The sequence below is a fragment of the Bradyrhizobium sp. AZCC 1577 genome (assembly GCF_036924575.1).
GTDB lineage: Bacteria > Pseudomonadota > Alphaproteobacteria > Rhizobiales > Xanthobacteraceae > Bradyrhizobium.
Window position 1 is genome coordinate 3,461,045 of the sequence record NZ_JAZHRQ010000001.1, and the last position, 14,787, is coordinate 3,475,831.

At 62.8% G+C, this 14,787-nt stretch carries 13 protein-coding genes; 9 read left to right on the plus strand and 4 right to left on the minus strand.

Annotated features, from left to right (window positions below):
• Window positions 1-11: 11 nt before the first annotated feature.
• The 4 genes from V1278_RS16030 (at window position 12) to V1278_RS16045 (ending at window position 5,843) form a co-directional block, all read left to right on the plus strand.
• Window positions 12-1,163: a DegT/DnrJ/EryC1/StrS family aminotransferase gene (locus V1278_RS16030; RefSeq protein WP_334381488.1), complete on the plus strand. Its 1,152-nt coding sequence runs from the start codon at window positions 12-14 to the stop codon at window positions 1,161-1,163.
• 113 nt (window positions 1,164-1,276) lie between these two features.
• Entirely contained in the window at window positions 1,277-2,818 is a 1,542-nt protein-coding gene (gene murJ, locus V1278_RS16035; protein WP_334381489.1) for a murein biosynthesis integral membrane protein MurJ, read from the plus strand.
• Window positions 2,819-2,982: 164 nt separating this feature from the next.
• Window positions 2,983-5,292 (plus strand): xanthine dehydrogenase family protein molybdopterin-binding subunit, encoded by a 2,310-nt coding sequence (locus V1278_RS16040; protein WP_334381490.1) that lies wholly within the window; start codon window positions 2,983-2,985, stop codon window positions 5,290-5,292.
• A gap of 104 nt (window positions 5,293-5,396) precedes the next feature.
• The gene (locus V1278_RS16045; RefSeq protein WP_334381491.1) at window positions 5,397-5,843 is read left to right on the plus strand and encodes a c-type cytochrome; all 447 of its coding nucleotides are present in this window, start codon (window positions 5,397-5,399) and stop codon (window positions 5,841-5,843) included.
• Window positions 5,844-6,024: 181 nt separating this feature from the next.
• Here the strand turns inward: V1278_RS16045 and V1278_RS16050 are convergent, their stop codons facing one another.
• Entirely contained in the window at window positions 6,025-6,447 is a 423-nt protein-coding gene (locus V1278_RS16050) for a CHRD domain-containing protein (RefSeq protein ID WP_334381492.1), read from the minus strand.
• A 170-nt stretch (window positions 6,448-6,617) separates the two neighbouring features.
• Here V1278_RS16050 and V1278_RS16055 point away from each other — a divergent pair, with 170 nt between their 5' ends.
• Window positions 6,618-7,544, plus strand: coding sequence for a c-type cytochrome (locus V1278_RS16055; RefSeq protein WP_334381494.1), 927 nt, complete (start codon window positions 6,618-6,620; stop codon window positions 7,542-7,544).
• Window positions 7,545-7,577: 33 nt separating this feature from the next.
• Here the strand turns inward: V1278_RS16055 and V1278_RS16060 are convergent, their stop codons facing one another.
• Both V1278_RS16060 and V1278_RS16065 read right to left on the minus strand, forming a co-directional pair.
• The gene (locus V1278_RS16060; RefSeq protein ID WP_334381495.1) at window positions 7,578-8,366 is read right to left on the minus strand and encodes a J domain-containing protein; all 789 of its coding nucleotides are present in this window, start codon (window positions 8,364-8,366) and stop codon (window positions 7,578-7,580) included.
• 258 nt (window positions 8,367-8,624) lie between these two features.
• Window positions 8,625-8,870, minus strand: coding sequence for an Lrp/AsnC ligand binding domain-containing protein (locus V1278_RS16065; RefSeq protein WP_213256806.1), 246 nt, complete (start codon window positions 8,868-8,870; stop codon window positions 8,625-8,627).
• Between the two features lie 132 nt (window positions 8,871-9,002).
• On the opposite strand from V1278_RS16065, the gene thiD reads away from it, so the two are divergent.
• The 4 genes from thiD to V1278_RS16085 all read left to right on the plus strand — a co-directional run bounded on the left by thiD (window position 9,003) and on the right by V1278_RS16085 (window position 13,002).
• A complete protein-coding gene (thiD, locus tag V1278_RS16070) occupies window positions 9,003-9,803 on the plus strand; it encodes a bifunctional hydroxymethylpyrimidine kinase/phosphomethylpyrimidine kinase (protein ID WP_334381496.1) in 801 nt (266 codons plus the stop codon).
• 288 nt (window positions 9,804-10,091) lie between these two features.
• The gene (locus V1278_RS16075) at window positions 10,092-10,904 is read left to right on the plus strand and encodes a UDP-2,3-diacylglucosamine diphosphatase (RefSeq protein WP_334363788.1); all 813 of its coding nucleotides are present in this window, start codon (window positions 10,092-10,094) and stop codon (window positions 10,902-10,904) included.
• Window positions 10,901-11,959, plus strand: coding sequence for a glycosyltransferase family 4 protein (locus V1278_RS16080; protein ID WP_334381497.1), 1,059 nt, complete (start codon window positions 10,901-10,903; stop codon window positions 11,957-11,959). The genes V1278_RS16075 and V1278_RS16080 overlap by 4 nt, the downstream gene beginning before the upstream one ends.
• Before the next feature lie 53 nt (window positions 11,960-12,012).
• Window positions 12,013-13,002, plus strand: coding sequence for a threonine ammonia-lyase (locus V1278_RS16085; RefSeq protein WP_028348579.1), 990 nt, complete (start codon window positions 12,013-12,015; stop codon window positions 13,000-13,002).
• Between the two features lie 71 nt (window positions 13,003-13,073).
• On the opposite strand, the gene V1278_RS16090 is transcribed toward V1278_RS16085, so the two are convergent.
• Window positions 13,074-14,756 (minus strand): caspase family protein, encoded by a 1,683-nt coding sequence (locus tag V1278_RS16090; protein ID WP_334381498.1) that lies wholly within the window; start codon window positions 14,754-14,756, stop codon window positions 13,074-13,076.
• Window positions 14,757-14,787: the final 31 nt, after the last annotated feature.

Consider the following 14,787-nt stretch of genomic DNA (forward strand, 5'->3'; position numbering starts at 1 on the left):
AGCAAGACTCCATGAACCAGCACATGCGTCCAGAACCCGTTCCCTTCGCTGATATCGCTGCGCAGCGCCGCCGGCTCGGCAAATTGATCGATGAGGCCGTTGCCCGCGTGCTCGATCACTGCCAGTTCATCAACGGACCGGAGGTCACTGAGCTGGAAGCCGCGCTGGCAAAATTTTGCGGCGCCAAGCATGTGGTGAGCTGCGCCAGCGGCACCGACGCGCTGCTGATGGTGCTGATGGCGAAAAATATCGGCCCAGGCGATGCCGTGCTGTGTCCGTCCTTCACTTTTTGCGCGACCGGCGAGGTGGTGGTGCTGACCGGTGCCACGCCCGTCTTCGTCGATGTCGATGAGGTGACCTTCAACATCGACCCCGGCTCGCTCAAGCGCGGAATCGCGACGGCGCGGCAGCGTGGCCTGAATCCGCGCGCCGTCATTCCGGTCGACCTGTTTGGACAGCCGGCCGACCAGGACGCGATCAGCGCCATCGCCGAAGCCGAGGGCCTTTTCGTGCTCAACGACGCCGCCCAGAGCTTTGGCGCCACCTACAAGGGCCGCCGGCTCGGCACCTTCGGTCTGGCGACCACCACCAGCTTCTTTCCCGCAAAGCCGCTCGGCTGCTTCGGGGACGGCGGCGCGATCTTCACCGACGACGATGCGCTGGCCGAAACGCTGCGCAGCATCCGCGTCCACGGCCAGGGCTCGGACAAATACGACAATGTCCGTATCGGGCTCACCGCGCGGCTCGACACCATGCAGGCTGCGATTCTGATCGAGAAGCTAAAAATCTTCGAGGACGAGATCGCGGCGCGCAATGTGGTCGCGGAGCGCTATGCGCGGGGGCTCGGCAATGTCGTGACGGTGCCCCGTCTTGCCAGCGGCTGCAGCTCGATCTGGGCCTGCTATACGATCCGCCTGCCCAAAGGCACGGACCGTGACCGCTTCGCTGCCGACCTCAAAGCGCAGGGGATTCCGACCGCGATCTATTACGCGAAATCGATGCATCAGCAGACCGCCTATCGCAATTTCCCAGTCGCGGATGGCGGACTGCCGGCGTGCGAGAGCCTGTCCGCCGACGTCATCAGCCTGCCGATACATGCCTATCTCGAAGAGCCGACGCAGGAGCGGGTCATCAAGGCGGTACGCGGCGCGCTTCAGGCGTGAACCCGACCCGAAGGGCAGCGTCAGCAAGGTGGTGGCCGGTTTCGGTCAACATCAAGGCTAAGCTGCTAGCGGACTGATTTCCCCGTTTTGCGAATATGCGCTAGAAGCGGCGCATGCTTGGACGCATCTTCACCGTCGGCGGTTATACGCTGCTTTCGCGGCTGACCGGATTCGCGCGCGATATCATGCTCGCCGCGATTCTCGGCGCAGGCCCCGTCGCGGACGCGTTTTTCGTGGCGCTGCGGCTGCCCAATCATTTTCGCGCTATCTTCGCCGAAGGTGCCTTCAACGCTGCCTTCGTGCCGGCCTATGCGCATCTGCACGGCAAAAGCGAAGCATCGGCAAAACTGTTTGCCGATCGGATCTTCTCGCTCTTGTTCGCCGCGCAGGTTGTTTTGCTGGTTGTGGCCTGGGTGTTCATGCCGGAAGTGATCGCCATTCTAGCGCCGGGGTTCAAGGACGATCCGGCGCGTGGCGAACTGGCGATTTCGCTGACGCGGATCACGTTTCCGTATTTGCTGCTGATCACGCTGGTGACGCTGTACGGCGGCATGCTCAATGTGATGCATCGCTTCGCCAGCGCTGCCGCCGCGCCGATCTTCCTCAATCTGTCGATGATGGCGACGCTGGCGCTGGCGGCGTTCTTTCCGGGCGCTGGCTACGCCGCCGCATGGGGCGTTCTGCTTGCCGGCATCCTTGAATTCCTGCTGCTGGCTGGCGACGCGGCCAAGACCGGCATCCTGCCGAAATTCGCTTTCGTCAAATTCGACGAAGACGTGCGTGCGTTCTTCCGGGCGCTGGGGCCTGCGACCATCGGCTCGATGGGAACGCAGATCGCGTTGTTCGCCGATACGATCATCGCGACCTTTCTGCCGGCAGGCGCGCTTTCGGCGCTGTATTATGCCGACCGTCTCAACCAGTTGCCGATCGGCGTGATCGGGATCGCGATCGGCACCGTGCTGCTGCCGGAAATGTCGCGGCGCCTCACGGCGAACGATATCACCGGTGCATCCGCCGCGCAGCGGCGGGCGTTCGAATTCTCGCTGCTGTTTTCGGTGCCCTTCGTCGCCGCCTTCCTGACCGTGCCTGATGTGATCATGCGCGCGATGTTTGCGCGCGGCGCGTTCTCGAACGCGGATGCGGTGGCTGCCGGCGCCACGCTGGCCGCTTACGCAATCGGACTCATCCCGTTCGTGACCATCCGCAGTGCGGTAGCAACCTTCTATGCCCGGCAGGACACCGCGACGCCGGTCAAGGCTGCGCTGACCGGCGTTGCCGTCAACGTCGCACTGAAGGTCGCGCTGATGGGCGCGCTGGCACAAATCGGCCTGGCGCTCGCCACCGCCATTGGGGCCTGGGTCAATCTCTTGCTGGTGCTCGCCTTCGCGGTGCGGGCGGGCTACCTCGAGCTCGACCGCGCCTGGATGACGTCGCTCGCCAAGTTCGCCGCGGCCGGTGTCGTGCTCGGTGCCTCGTTGTGGGCCACCGCGCGATTCGCGAGCGTCTATTTTGCGCAGATGCACACGTTCCGCGATGAGACCGTGTTGGCGTTGCTGATTGCATCCGGCGCGTTCGTGTACGGGGTTTGTATCCTGCTGCTGTTCGGCAGGGGGTGGCTGTTCTCGCTCCTTCGCGATCGCCAATCCTCGCGCTAAATCTCTATAGTTAAACGAAAAATTCCGGCGAGCGCGCCCCGGACGCAGCTCCGCGTGATCCGCATTGCGCCGCAATCACGAATTCGTCGGGCGAAAGCGGTTTGCGCTGAGCCGACAACCGCTGCAATATGCGGCCGCTCGAAACACCGGGAATTGGAGAGACGATGGCAGCTCCCATCAAGTTCGGCGTCGGTCAAAGCGTTCTTCGCAAGGAAGACGACGCGCTCATTCGCGGCAAGGGCCGCTATACCGACGACCATTCGCCACAGCCGGCGTTGCACGCGCTGATGCTGCGCTCGCCGCATGCGCACGCGAAATTCACCCTCAACGTCACCAAGGCCCGCGCGATGCCGGGCGTGGCTGCGATCCTGACCGCCGACGACGTCAGGGATCTCGGCGACCTGCCGTGCCTGTTCAACCTGGAAGTCGATCCGTTCACCGGCCCGCCCTATCCGATACTTCCCAAGGACGAGGTGCGCCATGTCGGCGACGCCGTCGCCTTCGTGGTCGCCGACACCATCGACCAGGCCCGTGACGCGATCGAAGCGATCGACGTCAACTGGACGCCGCTTCCATCGGTGGTCGGCGTCGTCAACGCCGTGAAGAAAGACGCTCCGCTGGTCTGGCCTGACAAGCCCGGCAACGTGCTGTTCGACGTATCGATCGGCGACAAGAAGGCGGCTGAGGCCGCCTTTGCCAAGGCGCATACGATCGCCGAGATATCGATCGTCAACCCGCGCGTCATCACCAACTTCATGGAGACGCGCGCGGCGGTCGCCGAATACGACGCCAAGCGCGATCATCTGACGTTGACCATCGGCAGCCAGGGCAGCCATCGCCTGCGCGAAATCCTGTGCGGCATGGTGCTGAAGATTCCGATGGAAAAGATGCGGGTGATCTGCCCCGACGTCGGCGGCGGCTTCGGCACAAAGCTCTTTCCTTACCGCGAGTATGCGCTGATTTCGGTGGCTGCGCGCAAGCTGCGCAAGACCATCAAATGGACCGCCGATCGCTCCGATCACTTCATGGGCGACGCGCAGGGCCGCGACAACGTCACGACGGCTAAGATGGCGTTGGCCGAGGACGGCAAATTCCTCGGCATGGACGTCGATCTGATGGGCGACATGGGCGCCTATCTCTCGACCTTTGGGCCCTACATCCCGCATGGCGGCGCCGGCATGCTGCCCGGGCTCTACGACATCCAAGCCTTCCACTGCCGCGTCCGCACCGTATTCACCAATACCGTGCCGGTCGACGCCTATCGCGGCGCCGGGCGCCCCGAAGCGGCCTATGTGGTCGAGCGGCTGGTCGATGCAGCGGCACGCAAGCGCGGGATGACGCCGGATGCGATCCGGCGCAAGAACTTCATTCCGCCGAAGGCGATGCCCTACAAGACCGCAACCGGAAAGGTCTACGATTCCGGCGACTTCACCGCGCATATGAAGCGCGCGATGGAAGTCGCCAACTGGAAGGAATTTCCGAAGCGCGCCAAGGCGGCGAAGAAGCAAGGTCTCGTGCGCGGCATCGGCATGTCCTGCTATGTCGAGATCTGCGGCACGATGGGCGAGGAGACCGCTAACGTCGCGCTCGATCCCAACGGCGACATCAACATCCTGATCGGCACACAGTCGAGCGGGCAGGGCCACCAGACGGCCTATGCGCAACTCGTTGCCGAGCAGTTCGGCGTGCCGCCGGAGCGTGTCCATGTCTTGCAGGGCGACACCGACAAGATCGCCACCGGGCTCGGCACCGGCGGCTCGTCGTCGATCCCGACCGGCGGCGTCAGCGTCGAGCGCGCCACGCGCGAACTCGGCAACAAGCTGAAGGAGATCGCGGCCGAAGCGCTGGAGACCAGCGCCGGCGACCTCGAGATCAGCAATGGCGTCGTGCGCATCGCCGGCACCGATCGCTCGATCAGTTTTGCAGACCTCGCGAAGCGGCCAGGCGTCGATCCGTCGAAACTGAATGCGAGCGCGACGTTCGCGCAGGCCGACGGCACCTACCCGAACGGCACGCATCTCGCCGAAGTCGAGATTGATCCCGCAACCGGCATCATCAGAATCGTCAACTATGTCATCGTCGACGATTTCGGCGTGACGCTCAATCCGCTGCTGCTCGCCGGTCAGGTGCATGGCGGCGCGATGCAGGGCATCGGTCAGGCCTTGATGGAGCACGCGGTCTACAGCGCGACCGACGGTCAACTCGTCACCGGCACCTTCATGGACTATGCGGTGCCGCGCGCTTCCGACGGCCCGTCATTCCATTTCGAAACGCACAACGTGCCGTGCACGACCAATCCGCTCGGCGTCAAGGGTGCAGGCGAGGCGGGCGCGATCGGCTCTTGCCCCGCGGTGGTCAACGCGATCATCGAGGGCCTTTGGCGCGAGTACAAGATCGACCACATCGACATGCCGGCCACGGCCGAGCGGGTCTGGATCGCGATCCGCGAGGCGCAGAAACGGCATAATCTCTGATATTTTGTCGCATGCGGAATGATGCGCCAAATGCGGTGTTTGCAAACAGCCGGTCTGCACCATCTTGGGGCCGGTACAAACCCGAATTGAAGGGAATTTTGCCAATGAAGCGGATCGTCGTCGTCGCAGCCGTGCTTGCATTCAGTGCCGGTGCGGTCGTTGCACAGCAGGACCAGCTCAAGCGGACCCAGGCCATGATGAAGGACAATGGCAAGAACGCAGGCGCGTTGTCGGCGATGGTCAAAGGCGAAAAGCCTTACGACCAGTCGACTGTCAATGCCGCGCTGGCCCAGTTCGATGACACCGCCAAGAACCTTCCGACGCTGTTCCCCGAGAGCATGAAAGGCGTCAAGTTCGAGGGTGATTACGACCCCTCGCCGAAAATCTGGACAGACAAGGCCGGCTTCGAGTCCCAAATTAAGAGCTTCGCCAAGGTCGTCGCCGATGCCAAAGGCAAGGTCAAGAATCTCGACACGCTAAAGGCGGAACTGCCTGTCATCGGCAAGCAGTGCAGCGGCTGCCACGAGACATACCGGATCAAGAAGGGCTGATCGCATTCTAACTTGAGCATGATCTTCTCGAAGAACCGCTACACATTTGTCCGGATCAGGCTGTGACCTCACAAAAAGGGCGGACGCCGCGAAGCGTCCGCCCTTTTGTGTTACCCTTGTTTCTTGTTTACTCGCGTTCAAACCTACCTACTTCGTCACCAAATTTACTTGGTGACTTGATTTATTTGGTTACCTGACCGCGGATTTCGCCGCCCGGATTGGCTGCAGTGTGAATGTTGATGTAATACCTGCCGGCCACGAGGTCAGCGGCCTGCGCATCGGTCAACGTTGCGCTGCCCTCGACCGGGCTCGACGTCGCATTGGGAATGGCGACAGCGACACCGGCATTCTTGCCGGCCTCTGCGGGCCCGTGGAAATGCGCGGCGGTGGCAGGGCCGGACAGGCCGGAATAGGAGAGCTTCCAGCTCAGCTTCTTGCTGGCGGGATCGTAGTCGATGTCGGCGGTGCCCTTGGCGGTGCTGGTGTTGGGCGGCACCTGGGCCTTGCCGTCGAGCGTCGCCTTCATCTTGTCGGCAGACGCGGGTCCGGCAAAAGCAATCGCTGCCCCCAACGCAAGCGTGACAAGCATGGTTTTGTTCGACATGGTGTTTCTCCCTGTTGACGTCAAAACGGCGATGTCAGCCTCAAAACAACGGCTTGGCGAATTTATTCCCGCAGCGCCGACAAAGGCTCGAAATTTTCGTAGAAGCCTATGGCGCAAAGTGCGTTCATACTGGTTGTTGAGTTTAGGACTCCCTGACAACGGATCAGTGAATGCTGCGACGAATTCTCCTTGCCTTGATTTTGGCTGGCGTTGCCGGCGCCGGTGTCTTCTGGTGGCTGACGATCCCGACGGTCGTTGCCCCAGCCTCACTTCCTCCCCGCACGCCGAACCTTGCCAATGGCGTTGCAACGTTCAATGCCGGGGGCTGTTCCTCCTGCCATGCCGTTCCCAACCAGCCCGATCGGTTGAAACTGGGCGGCGGACTCGCAATGCCGTCTCCGTTCGGGACGTTTTACGTTCCCAACATCTCGTCAGATCCCACCTACGGTATTGGCCGCTGGAGCGAGGCTGATTTCGTGACGGCGGTGCTCAAGGGGACGTCGCCGGACGGCGTGCATTATTTTCCGGCCTTTCCATATACGTCGTACCAGAACGCTTCCGTCGACGACGTTCGCGATCTCTTTGCCTATCTGAAGACGCTTGCGCCGGTGACCGGCAAGACGCGCGGTCACGACGTCCCGTTTCCATTCAACATCCGCCGCAACATCGGCGTCTGGAAATGGTTGTTCATGGACAGAAAGCCTCACATAGCCGACGCCTCACATTCGGCGTCGTGGAATCGCGGGGCTTACCTCGTCAACGGTATGGGTCATTGCGCCGAGTGCCACAGCCCGCGCAACTTCCTCGGCGGTATCGTCCAGGCGCAACGCTTCGCAGGCGGGCCCAATCCGGAAGGAGAGGGCTGGGTGCCCAACATCACCCAGAAAAGATTGGAGGAGTGGAGCGCGAAGGATATCGCCTACTTCCTCGAAACTGGGCAAACGCCGGATGGCGACAGCGCAGGCGGATCGATGGTCCGCGTGATCAAGAACACCTCGCAATTGCCGCCGGAAGATCGCGATGCCATCGCGGAGTATGTCAAGTCGCTGGCGCCGGTTGAGGGACCGCCGCGGCCGAAGAAAGCGAAAGAAGGCTGAGAGCTCTTACGTGAGACGCGAGTTCGCGCGTCGTCAGGGCGTCACGGCTGCGGTGATCGGTTGGCGCCGCTCCGGCAAGGTCGGCACGATCGACAGCGGCTTACGCGGCACGGGCGGCGTGGCGGCTTTGGCCCGCTTCAAATCCGTGGAGCGCTTGGTCAAAGCGACGTCACCGAGTGTGCGATCGAAATCGCCCACCCGATACAGCACGCCGCCGCGATCGAAATAGGCGGCTGCGAAGCGCGGATAATATTGGACCCCGAGATTGTACGTGGCGAAGGCCGGGACCGGCTCGAAGCGGCCGAGCGGCGCGGCGCGGGCTTCCTTTGCGGCGGGTGCCGTGGCAGCGATGGGGGCCACGCTGCCGGTTGAAAGTTCTTCTTCGCGCTGGGCACGGGATCCGTCCTGCGCGGTAGCGTCGGGCTGCAGCGCGGCAACCTGCTGCACGCCATCTGCGATTTCTGCGGCGCCCGGCGGTTTTGAAAACAATCCGAACACCGTGTAGCCGCCGACCAGCACCGCGGAAATGACCGTTGCCGCCATCGTGTTGGAGGCGACCTTTCGTACGGTCTCGTATGTCTGGATTGCCTTGGTGGCCGGCGGCTGCAGCGCAATGGCGAGCAACTGATCGTAGGTCGCGCGCTGCTCGGTGTCGGTCAGGATGTCATAGGCGCGCATGAGTTCCCTAAACCTCAGCGCAGCATCGGGATCGTCGGGATTGATATCGGGATGAGTCGCCTTCGCTGCCTTGCGGAATGCCTTCCGCAATTCCTCGGCGTCATCACTCGGAAGCGCTCCGAGCAAATCGTACAGCGTCCCCATGGTGGTACTCGCGACCGTTTCCCCCTCGGACCGTCCCCGCCGCGGAACTTCCGATTGACGACGCCCTAGATAATCAAAAATATCAAGGCGGTAGCATGATCCCCTTATGGCAAAAGCATGCCATGGTTAACGTCGTTAACTATCCGCTGCGGTCGGGGCGCCCAATTGGCGTGGCAGACGGGCAGGGCTGGCAGCCCCTCCATCACAGGGGCCTATCGGCCGCGCCAAGGACGCGGCCTTGGGGAGGCGGGCCGACGCCTAACCCGTGCCGAACGCCTTGAAGGTGATGATGGTGTGGGTGTCCTGGATCCCTGGAATCACCTGCACCCTCTCGTTGACGAAATGGCCGATGTCGGTGTCCTTATCGACGTAGAACTTGACCAGCAGATCGTAGTCACCGGCGGTGGAATAGATCTCCGAGGCGATCTCAGCCTCCGCGAGCGCATTGGCGACGGCATAGGATTGGCCGAGTTTGCATTTGAACTGGACAAAGAAGGGAACCATCGCTGTCGTCTCCGAATTAGTTGGTCCCAATAGGCCAAAAACCGCCGATAATGGCAAGCCAGCTTGCTGCCCATGCCATGGCGCGGTAGGACATTACATGGCCTTCAACCGACGACTTGCACGAGGCTTGCGATGACGGCGCCGATCGCGCTGACCATCGCCGGCTCCGATTCCTCTGGCGGCGCCGGTATCCAGGCCGACCTGAAGACGTTTGCCGCGCTCAGCGTCTACGGCGCCTCCGTGATCACGGCGCTGACGGCACAGAATACCGAAGGCGTCAGCGGCATCCATCAGGTGCCGGCGGAGTTCGTGACCGCGCAGATCGATGCGGTGTTTTCCGATCTCGACGTCGGAGCGGTCAAGATCGGCATGGTGGCGCAGCCATCGATTATCGACGCCATCGTCGCCGGCCTCAAGCGCTGGTCGCCGAAGCATGTTGTGCTCGATCCCGTGATGGTCGCAACCTCCGGCGACCGGCTGCTGGCTGCGGAAGCGGTCGAGGCGCTGCGGACAAAACTCATTCCGTTAGCTTCGGTCATTACGCCCAATTTGCCTGAGGCCGCCGCGCTGCTCGACGAACCGGTGGCTGCGGGTGAGGCCGCCGTCGCAAGCCAGGGCAGGCGATTGCTGGCCATGGGCTGCAAGGCGGTGCTGATCAAGGGCGGCCACGGGGAGGGCGCCGAGTGCATCGACTATCTGATCGGCACGAGCGGCACCATCGCGCTGGCCGCGCCGCGCATTGCGACGAAAAATACCCATGGCACCGGCTGCTCATTGTCCTCGGCGATTGCAGCGGAACTCGCGAAGGGCGAGGGCATGGAAACCGCCGTGCGTAACGCCAAGGCGTGGGTCAGCGCTGCGATTGCGGCGGCAGATCGCTTCAGCGTCGGCCGCGGTCACGGCCCGATCCACCATTTTCATAAGTTTTATTAGCTGCCGTCCTTGTCTGGTGCGCAATCGCGCAGGGACTTTTTGCGTCGCGGCGCATCCGTTGAATTACGGGGATGGTTAATCTTCCACGATAATTGACCCTGTTGATGATGGGTTAATGCGCGATTGCGCACGAGGCAGAGACAACGTCGAGAAGTTGCCTCTCCAATGTCGCTTGTCTGTCGCATCGCGCTGCTATCCGCAAGTTGTGGGGCGCGGCATTGATTCTCGCGGGAATATCGCGGCGTGAACAGTCATCGCCCTGTCACAGAAATCTGTCAGGGGACAGGTATGGGTAGTGACTCCTTGAGTGAAGAGAGCCCCGAACGGCGCTTTCGTACCTTGTTCATCTCCGACGTCCATCTCGGCGCCCGCGGCTCGCAAGCCGACCGTTTGCTGGACTTCCTCAAAAGCCACGACGCCGACACCATCTATCTCGTCGGCGATATCGTCGATGGCTGGGCGCTGAAGTCGAGCTGGTACTGGCCGCAATCGCACAACGACTTCGTGCAGAAGATGCTGCGCAAGGCGCGCAAGGGCGCCAAGGTCATCTACGTGCCGGGCAATCACGACGAGTTCCTGCGCAACTATTACGGCACGCATTTCGGCGGCATCGACGTGGTGGAAAACACCATTCACACCGGCGTCGATGGCCAACGCTATCTCGTCATCCACGGCGATATCTTCGATCTCGTGGTGCAGAACGCGCGCTGGCTCGCCCATCTCGGCGACAAGGCCTACGACTTCGCCATTCAGATGAATCGCCTCGTCAACTTCTTCCGCCGCATGTTCGGCGTGCCGTATTGGTCGCTGTCGCAATGGGCGAAGCTGAAGGTCAAGAACGCCGTGAACTACATCGGCGCGTTTGAACAGACGCTGGCCGGCGAGGCGCGACGTCACGGCGCCGACGGCGTGATCTGCGGCCACATCCACTATGCCACCATCCGCGACGAGCACGGCATCCGCTACATGAATTGCGGCGACTGGGTGGAAAGCTGCACCGCGCTCGCCGAGCACGAGGACGGCCGGTTCGAGATCATCACCTGGACCGATCCGCAGCGAAGGGCGGCGCCAGTTCCCCGCGTCGCGGCGCGCGCCGCATGACGCATATCCTGGTCGCGACCGATGCGTGGCATCCCCAGGTCAACGGGGTAGTACGCACGCTGACCGCGATGACGGAGGCGGCCACGGGGCTTGGCGTCGAGGTGAGCTTTCTGACGCCGCAATCATTTCGCACCTTTGCGATGCCGAGCTATCCTGACCTGCGGCTGGCTCTGCCGCTTCCCGGCAAGATCGCGCAACTGATCGAAGCGGCAAGGCCCGACAGCATACATATCGCGACCGAGGGGCCAATCGGGCTGTTGGTGCGGCGCTATTGCCGCAAGCGCGGCTTGCCGTTCACCACGAGCTTTCACACCCGGTTTCCGGAATATGTGTCGGCGCGCTCGCCGATTCCGGAATCCTGGGTTTGGTGGGCGCTGCGTGCCTTCCACCGGCCGAGCCGGGCGGTAATGGCGGCGACGCCGGCGCTGGCGGCTGAGCTGCGCCTGCGTGGCTTTCGTAACGTGGTACTGTGGTCACGCGGCGTCGATACCTCGCTGTTCCATCCGCGCAGCGCCGATCTCTGCCTGCCGATGCCTGTATATCTCAGCGTCGGCCGTGTCGCGGTAGAGAAGAATCTCGAAGCCTTCCTCGATCTCGATCTGCCCGGCACCAAGCTCATCGTCGGCGATGGGCCGGCCCGGATGGCGCTGGAGCGCAAATATCCTAACGCCGTGTTCCTCGGCGCGCGGCATGGCGAGGAACTGGCCGAAATCTATGCGGCGGCCGATGTTTTCGTCTTTCCCAGCAAGACCGACACGTTTGGCTTGGTGCTGCTGGAAGCGCTGGCCAGCGGCCTGCCGGTTGCGGCTTTTCCGGTCAACGGTCCCCGCGACGTGATCGGCTCGGCGCCGGTTGGCGTGCTGAACGAGGATTTGCGCGCGGCCTGCCTGGAGGCGCTGCAGATTTCGCGAAAAGAATGCGTGGAATTTGCTGCCGCCCATAGCTGGCAAGCCTCGGCACGGGCTTTCGTCCATCATGCCCTCAATCTTGGTCCCCTGCGGCCGGAAGGCGAGCTGGCCGAATTTGTGGCGGAGGACCCGCATTTCGCCGCCTGATATCACCTGAATCTGTATTGCCCGCCGGTCCGCTTGCGCGATACAAAGTGCGCATGACGGAAAAAGCCTCAACGGCACCGGTCGGTGCTGCAGATATCGATGCGGCGGCGCGAGTGGTTGGCCCGTTCGCGGTGCGGACGCCGCTGTTGTCGTTCCCCGTTCTCAACGAGCGCGTCGGGACCAAAGTCTTTCTGAAGCCCGAAATGCTGCAGCGGACCGGATCGTTCAAGTTCCGCGGCGCCTTCAACAAGCTGGCCTCGATCCCGCAGGACAAGCGCGGCGGCGGGGTGGTCGCATTCTCTTCCGGCAACCACGCCCAGGGCGTGGCGGCGGCGGCGCAGATCCTCAACATGCAGGCCACCATCGTGATGCCGGCGGACTCGCCTATCACCAAGCGCGAGCGCACCAAGGGCTATGGCGCGGAGGTGGTGCTCTACGACCGCGACAAGGAGGACCGCGAAGCGATCGCCAACGGCATCGCCGGCAAACGCGGTGCGACGCTGGTCCGGCCCTATGACGATCCCTTCGTCATTGCAGGGCAGGGCACTGCGGGCCGCGAAATCGCCGAGGACATGACAGCGCTCGGGCTCGTGCCCGATATCGTGGTAGCGCCGGCCTCCGGCGGCGGGCTGATCGCCGGCGTCGCGACGGCCGTGAAGGCAAAATTTCCGCAAGCGCAGGTGATCGTCGCCGAGCCCAAGGACTATGACGATCACGGCTTGTCGCTCCGCGCCGGCCATCGCGAGGCCCATCACGCCGCCGGCCGCACCATCTGCGATGCGCTGATGGCGGCGATGCCGGGCGAACTCACCTTCTCGATCAACAGCAAGCTGCTCGCAAACGGCGTGACCGCATCCGACGAGGAGGTAGGCGCGGCGGTGGCCTATGCCTACCGGGAATTGAAGCTGGTGGTCGAGCCAGGCGGGGCTGTCGGCCTCGCCGCACTGTTGGCCGGCCGCATCGATGCCAGGGGAAAGAACGTCGTCATCGTGCTTTCCGGTGGCAATGTCGACGCGGACCTGTTCGCCAAGCTGGTCGCCTGACCATCACATCTTAAACGGAGGCGGGCAGAGCACGTGCTCTGCCCGCTTTTTTGTTGTCCGGAGCTCCTTATTCAGCGCCTGAAGCCGCCGCCGCCGAATGACCCGCCGAACGAGCTGCGGGACGGGCTCGAGGCGAAGCGCTGGCTGAAACCTCCTCCGCCGCCCATGCCGCCGCTGAACCGACGCGGCGCGGTGGTTATCATCGGCCTGGCCATCATGGGCCTGGTCGTGATGGGTTTGGTGACCCGCATCGGATTGTTATGAATCCTGGGCGGCAAGGTCGTGCCCTTGCCGATCTTGCTGCTGTTGTTGCTGGCATTGACAGGGATCGGGTTGATCTTGCCGGGCGGGGTCGTGGCCTTTCCGCCAATACCACTACTATTGCCAGTGAGCTTGCCAGGCAGGGTCGTGACCTTGCCCGTGTTGCCGTTGTTGATGCCACTGATCGGGTTTTTCGTTGCCGTGCCCTTGGCAGGCAGCGTGATGATCTTGGAAGGCACCGGCATGTGGGCCTGGGCACCAAGATTGTGCTTGGAGATGCCGAGTATGGGTGAACTACCGATGTTGCCCGGCTTAAATGTCGGCGACTGCTTCGCCAGATGCGTGAACTGCATCAGTGGCACGGCCTTCGGCGCGCCCTGTAGCTTCAGCGCGGACTTGGCGTAGGGGCTGTTGGAATAATTGTCATGGAACGTCTTGTAGGCGAACGGCGAGTTGGCGACCACCGCTTTGTGCCACGCCGTCGCCATCCGCAGATTACCGAGCAGCAGGCGGATGTGGTCGCACAGCGGATCGTGCGGGTAAAGGCGGATGAATTCCTCATAGTGCTCGGGCGAGCCTTCCGACAGCACGTAGTCGTAAGCCTGGCGCACCGAACGCGACGGCAGATTCGACGCGGCCTGGATGATCGGGCGGCGATCCGGCGCGCGGCCTGCGGCGACCGCGGTATCGCCGAAGAAATAGAAGTCGGAGGTCAACGACGAACTTTCCCACGGTGTCTGCTTTCCGGACGTGGTGTTGTTCACTTCGAGCCGGACGCGCTTGAACAATTGCTCGATCGGCAGGTTCGGCTCGCGTGCGACATTCAGGAAAGCTGACGTATACGGGCTGTGGTTGCCGTCGCCGTCCTGCGCTTCCATACCCGGTGCGGTCGAGTAGCCGACGATCGAGCCTCGGGGCGCATCGACGATTGCCAAGCCCCGTCCGGCGTCGTTGATCTCGGGGAACGGATTGTTGCGGCAGGCATCGAGCACCACGATGCGCATCCGGCTCGGGATCGATTCCAGCGTGCCCATCACATCGACCAGCCGGACCGAATTGCCGTCAAGATCGGACGGCGAAGCGATCTTCGCATCGACTGGAAGCAGATAGTTCTCACCCGCCACCTGCACGCCGTGACCGGCATAATAGATCATGGCGACGGTGCCGGGGCCGCGCTCGGCGACCCTGGTGGAGAAGTCCTGCACGACCTTGACCATGTCGCTGCGCGTCAGGTCGGTGGCCTGGGTGACCTCGAAGCCGGCGGAGTTCAAAAGCTGCGCCATCGACTGCGCGTCATTACCGGGATTGGCGAGCTTTGGCGCGATCTGGTAATTCGAATTTCCGATCACCAGCGCGACGCGCTGGTCCGCCGGCGGCGTTTGCATGCCGTTGCGGATGTCGACGTTCGGGGCTTCGGCCAACGCCGCACCAGCGAAGCCGAGCAGGCCTGCCAGCAGGCCGGCACCCAATAGCGATGACTTAAAGCGGGACATGGCTGCCTCCTCAGGCGAGACCTCGTTGCGA

What these genes read in the sequence shown, in the direction of transcription:
- V1278_RS16075 (WP_334363788.1), top strand. Translation starts at nt 10,092, where the DNA reads ATGGGTAGTGACTCCTTGAGTGAAGAGAGCCCCGAACGGCGCTTTCGT.
- V1278_RS16085 (WP_028348579.1), top strand. Translation starts at nt 12,013, where the DNA reads ATGACGGAAAAAGCCTCAACGGCACCGGTCGGTGCTGCAGATATCGAT.
- V1278_RS16055 (WP_334381494.1), top strand. Translation starts at nt 6,618, where the DNA reads ATGCTGCGACGAATTCTCCTTGCCTTGATTTTGGCTGGCGTTGCCGGC.
- murJ (WP_334381489.1), top strand. Translation starts at nt 1,277, where the DNA reads ATGCTTGGACGCATCTTCACCGTCGGCGGTTATACGCTGCTTTCGCGG.
- V1278_RS16060 (WP_334381495.1), bottom strand. Translation starts at nt 8,366, where the DNA reads ATGGGGACGCTGTACGATTTGCTCGGAGCGCTTCCGAGTGATGACGCC.
- V1278_RS16045 (WP_334381491.1), top strand. Translation starts at nt 5,397, where the DNA reads ATGAAGCGGATCGTCGTCGTCGCAGCCGTGCTTGCATTCAGTGCCGGT.
- V1278_RS16080 (WP_334381497.1), top strand. Translation starts at nt 10,901, where the DNA reads ATGACGCATATCCTGGTCGCGACCGATGCGTGGCATCCCCAGGTCAAC.
- V1278_RS16030 (WP_334381488.1), top strand. Translation starts at nt 12, where the DNA reads ATGAACCAGCACATGCGTCCAGAACCCGTTCCCTTCGCTGATATCGCT.
- V1278_RS16065 (WP_213256806.1), bottom strand. Translation starts at nt 8,870, where the DNA reads ATGGTTCCCTTCTTTGTCCAGTTCAAATGCAAACTCGGCCAATCCTAT.
- V1278_RS16050 (WP_334381492.1), bottom strand. Translation starts at nt 6,447, where the DNA reads ATGTCGAACAAAACCATGCTTGTCACGCTTGCGTTGGGGGCAGCGATT.
- V1278_RS16090 (WP_334381498.1), bottom strand. Translation starts at nt 14,756, where the DNA reads ATGTCCCGCTTTAAGTCATCGCTATTGGGTGCCGGCCTGCTGGCAGGC.
- thiD (WP_334381496.1), top strand. Translation starts at nt 9,003, where the DNA reads ATGACGGCGCCGATCGCGCTGACCATCGCCGGCTCCGATTCCTCTGGC.
- V1278_RS16040 (WP_334381490.1), top strand. Translation starts at nt 2,983, where the DNA reads ATGGCAGCTCCCATCAAGTTCGGCGTCGGTCAAAGCGTTCTTCGCAAG.